This is a genomic window from Streptomyces sp. NPDC005811 (genome assembly GCF_040630405.1).
GTDB lineage: Bacteria > Actinomycetota > Actinomycetes > Streptomycetales > Streptomycetaceae > Streptomyces.
Genome location: NZ_JBEXXK010000124.1, coordinates 1 through 5,585, shown reverse-complemented (window position 1 = coordinate 5,585; position 5,585 = coordinate 1). Strand labels below are relative to the sequence as shown.

The following is a 5,585-nucleotide window of genomic DNA, read 5'->3' as shown; positions in this document are numbered from 1 at the left end:
CGCACCAAGCAAAAACGACGTCCTCCGGACGGGCACCCCGCCCCATTTTCCCGGCCCCGGGGTGAGGCCGAAAGGCCTCGGGATGACTGGCTACGAATGCCTGCCCCACTGAGATCCGTACGCCTACGTTCGCCGAAGAACTCTACGGCGTCGACCGGGCGTTCCGTGCCGGTCTCGTCGAGGATCTCGCACAGCGCATCGAGCCGGCCGAGCCGCAGGCCCCGGCGGTCTGCATTCTGGATACGGGCATCGCTCAGGAGCATCTTCTCCTCAAGCCGTCGTTGCACGAGCGCGCCTACAGTGCGCTGCCTGAGGCCTCACCGGCCGACCTGAGCGGGCACGGTACCCAGATGGCCGGACTCGCCCTCTTCGGTGACCTAGCCTCGGCCCTGGAGTCTCAGGGGCCGGTGGCGCTCGGCCACGGCCTGGAATCCGTGAAGATCCTCAACGACGACCACGCGGCGGCCGCGCATCCGCGTACCTACGCCGAAACGACCGCGAATGCCGTGGCGATGGCTGAGATCGGCAACGGAGGCCCTGCACCGTCCGCACGGATCTTCTCGATGGCCGTGACGCGGCGGTCGGGTGACGGAGAAAACGGCACCGACGGTACGGCGACGCTGTGGTCGGCCACGCTGGATGCCCTGGCAGCGGGCACCGATGTGACCGTGCGCGAGGACCGAATCGATCTGATCGGTGCCCCGGATCCTGAGGCTTCGCGACTGATCATTGTGAGTGCCGGCAACATCCGTGGCGCGATTCCCGAGCAGATGCGCTTCGAAAGCGGCGAGCTTGATCCCCTCCAGCTGTCCGATCTTTCCCGCATCGAGGAGCCCGCGCACGCGCACAACGTCCTGACCGTCGGCGCCTACACCCAGTTGGACACCGTCCCCGACGGCGGCCTGTTTCAGGGATTCCGGCCTCTGGCCGCGCCGGGCAGCTTGTCGCCGTTCAGCCGCACATCCGTGGCACTGGCCAACGCGGCCGTGACCAAGCCCGACATCGTGCTGGAAGGCGGCAACATGCTTGTCGCACCGGACGGGAGTGTCCTGGACGAACACGATCTGCTGAGCGTGACGACCACTCACCGCGACCCGGCTCGCCAGCTGACCTGGACGAACGCCACAAGTGCCGCCACCGCCCAGGCGGCCGCGCTCGCCGCGCTGGCGATGCGCGCCTACCCCGGGCTGCGCCCGGAAACAGTACGCGCCCTGCTCGTCCATGAAGCCCAGTGGACGCCCGCCATGGTCGACCAGGGCCTGTTCAAGAGGACTGGCACCCCCAAGCTGGCCAAGGGCGCATTGATGCGGCAGGTGATCCGCCGCTACGGGTGGGGCGTGCCCACCGCGGAGCGGATCCAGAGCAGCGCCTCCAACGCCGTCACTATGATCATCGAGAACACCCTGGTGCCGCTGAGAAGGATCAAGGGCGGCCAGGTCAGGCTAGCCGAACTCAAGCTTCACCAGCTTCCGTGGCCTCTGGAACAACTCCGCGAACTGGCTGAGACCACCGTGGACCTGCGGGTCACTCTCGCCTACATGATTGAGCCCAACCCGGGCCGACGCGGCATGCTCGGACGCTACAGCTATGCCTCACACGGACTGCGCTTCGCCATCAAGGGCCCCACCGAGTCCAATGACGCTTTCCAAAACAGACTGGCAGAGCAAGCCGAGCACGAGACAGACGATGCCGGCCACCCCAGGGCGTTCGAGTCCCACTCCCACTGGCTGGTAGGCCCCAGATCCCGGAATCTCGGGTCCCTGCACGCGGACATCTGGCGCGGATCGGCAGCAGACCTCGCCGAGTGCGGAACGCTGGCCGTCTACCCGGTGGGCGGCTGGTGGAAAGCAAACAAACGCGCCGACCGCATCGGGCTCCCCGTCAGCTACGCCCTCCTGATCTCCCTCAAAACTCCAGACATCAGCACCGACCTATACACCCCCATCGCCACCCAGCTCGGCGTGCCGATCGAGGTCACGCCTTCTGCTGAAATCGAGGTCACAGACGGCATCCCCATCCAGATGGATTTCGGCTGGTGACCTCGGTGACGGCACAGCCCCACGAGTGACGCGCCAAAAGCGCCGTCCGGCGGCATACTGCCGCCACCCAGCTTAGGGGGTGCATTCCCAACCCCGGAGGGGCCAGGCCAGATGCCGCCCCGAGCAAGGCGTAGAGGACGGCTTACGCCGTGCTGCTGCATGGACCGGCTGCGTGCTCAGGCGGCGCCGACGCGAGTCCGTGGCTGCTGCTGCGCGACCGCACCGCCAAGCGCCTGTAACCGACGCACCAGCAGAAGCCACTTCAGGGATGCTTCTCGGAAGTTCAGCCTGAGCTGCTCCTCCGATTGACATGTCAGTGTCTCGTCATGGGCATCCCCGGGTCCCGGTGGTGTCCCCGAGGAGATCCTTGCTGCCACCGGCCGGACGCGACAACGACGCTGACCACCGAAGCCCCCAGCAAGACGCCGACGAGCCCCGTCCATGCACCAGCCGGGACGCACATCGGCCTCCACCAGGACCCTTGACGGCCTCACACGAGTACGCCCAGTGCCCGACGCGGAACAGCGGCGCGAGAGCGGTCAGCCGGTTCACCACCACTACCTCGATCACCTGGCCGTGCGTCAGGTCCGCCCGCGAATCCAGAGGCCGCAGCCCGTCGAGGATCCCTGCGACGTCCAGCGGACGCCTTCGAGCACTCCGCCTCCGTCATGTCGGAGATATGACTCGAGATGCGGTTCGTCCGCCGCGTTGCCGAACCTGTGCGCGAGGCAGTCACACGACGGTGGTAGCGAGTTGGACTCTACGCACGCGGAACCGAAAGGCTTCGGCAACAGGGCCTCCTGGCACTCGGTTGCGATCGCACCCCCGAACTACCAAGCGGCCCTGCTCGCATGTATTCGGTGCCCCCGCGACTACCCGATCAGGAACCCTGTTCGACCAGACCGGCCCCGTGATCGATAAGCGGACGGCGTCTCAACAAGAAAGGCATCGGCAGCCCGGGCGAACAGGACTGCAGCTCCGCCGCGATCGCCGACGCTCGCCGGGCTCACGTAGGTGACCAGGACAGTGCCGCGGGTGTCGACGATAAGGCGGCGCTTGATGCCGCTGACCTTCCTGCCGCCGTCGTACCCGTGCAGGCCGCCGCGCTCACTGGCCCTGACGCTCTGACTGTCCACGATGGTCGAGCTGGGAGTGGGATCCCGGCCGAGCTACACCCGCTCGCTTTCGCGCAGCGCCGTCAACATCCGCTCCCAAATGGCCTGCCGGGACCGAAGCGCAATACGTGACCGATCTTGGCCTAGATCACCTCCTAGCTGGTCTGCTTATCGTTTCGCTGATTTGGGGATGTGTGTCCCCTCCGCCGGAGTGCCCAAGCTCTGAGGTAAATACCGGCGTCGATAAACTCGTTCGCTCCTGCCTCCCCGGTGCCCCTCCCTTGCAACTGCTGGACGAGCTGCCCGCAGCTTCTGGCCGTGCCATGCGACCGGGGTAGCGACCGTAGTCATGTGCCATCCGAGGCGAACAGATCGTCAAAGTAGCGACACGACCGGGCCACCCACCGACGGTGTGACTGCCGCATGGCACCCTTTCAGGGGGGGGAGGATCACGTTCAAGTCGCGGCCGGCGCTCCACCATCGAAGGTCCCCGCCTAAATCCCCCGGGTAGGGGCCTTCCGTGTTCTGACCTACTTCTTAGGCGAGGGCCCGCTCGGGCTGCCAGCGCTCATTCTTGTGCTCTGGCGTTCCGTGACTGCGCGCACCCAAAGCCTTTTTGCTGCTTCAATACTGTCGAGTGGTGGCCGCACCCCCAGCCTGCTTGCCGATTGCGTCAAGATTTGAATGAGAACTTCAAGGGAAGCGAATTCCATCGGTATCGTTTTACTCGTCAGCCATCCATGGATCGTAGTCTTGGACATGCGGACAGCAGGGTTCAAGCGCGATGCGTGGTTTTCAATCTCCCTCAAGGACGGCCTTCCAGCCGCCAAGTACAAGTCGTGCAGAAATGCATTGAGGTCCTGAGCTGCATGGCCCGTCATGCTGACATGCGGAGTTAGCGAGCGCTGGTCCTTCTCAGCGGCCGTCTCACGGTCAGCCCTGCGCTTGTGCGCGAGCTGATCGTTGCACGCGGCGTCGTACGCGCTGAGTACGGTCTCCGCTTCCTCTATCGTGCAGTTCACCGCCCTCACGATCTCGTGCACCAGCTTCCTGCTGGGAAGCTTCGGACCAACGAGCGCGCGGTGAAGCGCCTGCCGCGTGCAATAAATGTTGCCCTCGCTCACCAGCTCCGCCAGGGACTTATTCCCGTAGCGCCGCACGTAGCGCTGGAGAACGTCGAAGAATTCGTACTGCGGGCCCGGTGGAGCTTGTGGCTCCCCGAGGGGTTTCTTCGCCAAAAGGGTTCCCTACGTCTCTTGATCAGCAACCGTATGACACTCTTGTGTCAACCTAGTGTCCACTGCATGTCCCAGATCATCTAGGGCTACTACCAGGCGTTTTCTGGCTGTGTTACCAAAGTTGGGTACGGACACCCCCGGACGTCCGTCCGGCCAGACGGCCACTTAGATCCCAACCAGAACCGTCGGGCCGGACCGCGCCATGACCGAAAGCTGGCTAAATGCACACCCGGTCTGCTTTACAGAGTGCCCTATGCCGACGCTGGAGCGGAAGCGGCAGGCGTCCCGTCCGCCTTTGGGTTGGCAGTGTGATCCTGGCTCTCTGGATCTCCATTGCAGGCATGCCCGCTGCCGCTGGTGCCGAGTCCGCCAGCTGCCCGGTAGTTGGCGCCTGCACTACAACGGCGAACACCGCACCTGCGCCAAGCGTCCCAGTGACTCCTGCGGCGGCTGATCCTGTCGCGGTGACGCCCAGCGAGACCAGCGCACTCATCCAGCGGCTCAACAAGCTGTTCCGCAGCATCCTGCTGGTATCCATAGCAGTTCTCATCGGCGTCATCTGCGGGATCGTGAACACCTGGGTGGCGCGGAGGGAACCCAAGAGCTGGCCTACTTCCCTCGCCCGCGGTACGGCAGCCCTGGCCGTCGCAATCGGCCTGGTGCTCGCAGTCTTCACCTTCCTTGGGCTCGCCGGCTGACTGCATAGGGAAATCGAGCCGGGGTGCCCCCGAGCCCTCTGGGCCGGGGGCGCCCGCCCCAGTCGAGGACGCCTCCGCATGCCCGCCGATTCTTGATCTGGGAGAAAGCCGCAGGCCGACTACCATCTCCGCCCGCCTCAGAGCGACGATCAAGGAGCGGCCCCATGTTCCACGGCTCGATACCCGCACCCCTCCGCTCGATCATCTACGAGCACGCCGGGACCTGGCCCGGAGAAGACATCTACGTCGGCTGCTCCGGGAACTTCACGATCGAACGCGTACTGCCCGCCCGCTTCGGCGACAGCCGGCGCGTCCACGGCAACGACATCCAGGCCTACAGCTCCGCCCTCGGCTGGTACCTCGCCGGAGACGACCTCAACTACACCCTGCGCGAGGAGTACGAGAGGAGCAAGCCAGACTGCTGTCATAGTCGTGACTTGGCTTCACTGTCGCTGTTCTCCTTCATCGTTTTGGATTATTGCGGTCTTCTGGTGG

At 65.0% G+C, this 5,585-nt stretch carries 4 protein-coding genes and 1 pseudogene; 3 read left to right on the top strand and 2 right to left on the bottom strand.

All coding sequences use genetic code 11. The features are described from left to right. Positions 1 to 86 precede the first annotated feature (86 nt). The gene (locus ABZ490_RS51920; RefSeq protein ID WP_359008015.1) at positions 87 to 2,039 is read left to right on the top strand and encodes a S8 family peptidase; all 1,953 of its coding nucleotides are present in this window, start codon (positions 87 to 89) and stop codon (positions 2,037 to 2,039) included. 872 nt (positions 2,040 to 2,911) lie between these two features. On the opposite strand, the gene ABZ490_RS51915 is transcribed toward ABZ490_RS51920, so the two are convergent. Both ABZ490_RS51915 and ABZ490_RS51910 read right to left on the bottom strand, forming a co-directional pair. Then, entirely contained in the window at positions 2,912 to 3,178 is a 267-nt protein-coding gene (locus tag ABZ490_RS51915) for a transposase (protein ID WP_359008012.1), read from the bottom strand. 506 nt (positions 3,179 to 3,684) lie between these two features. Continuing rightward, a complete protein-coding gene (locus tag ABZ490_RS51910) occupies positions 3,685 to 4,392 on the bottom strand; it encodes a hypothetical protein (RefSeq protein ID WP_359008009.1) in 708 nt (235 codons plus the stop codon). Positions 4,393 to 4,856: 464 nt separating this feature from the next. Here ABZ490_RS51910 and ABZ490_RS51905 point away from each other — a divergent pair, with 464 nt between their 5' ends. Beyond that, the gene (locus tag ABZ490_RS51905; protein ID WP_359008006.1) at positions 4,857 to 5,090 is read left to right on the top strand and encodes a hypothetical protein; all 234 of its coding nucleotides are present in this window, start codon (positions 4,857 to 4,859) and stop codon (positions 5,088 to 5,090) included. Between the two features lie 164 nt (positions 5,091 to 5,254). Further along, positions 5,255 to 5,585: pseudogene (locus ABZ490_RS51900) on the top strand (hypothetical protein); the annotation flags it as partial.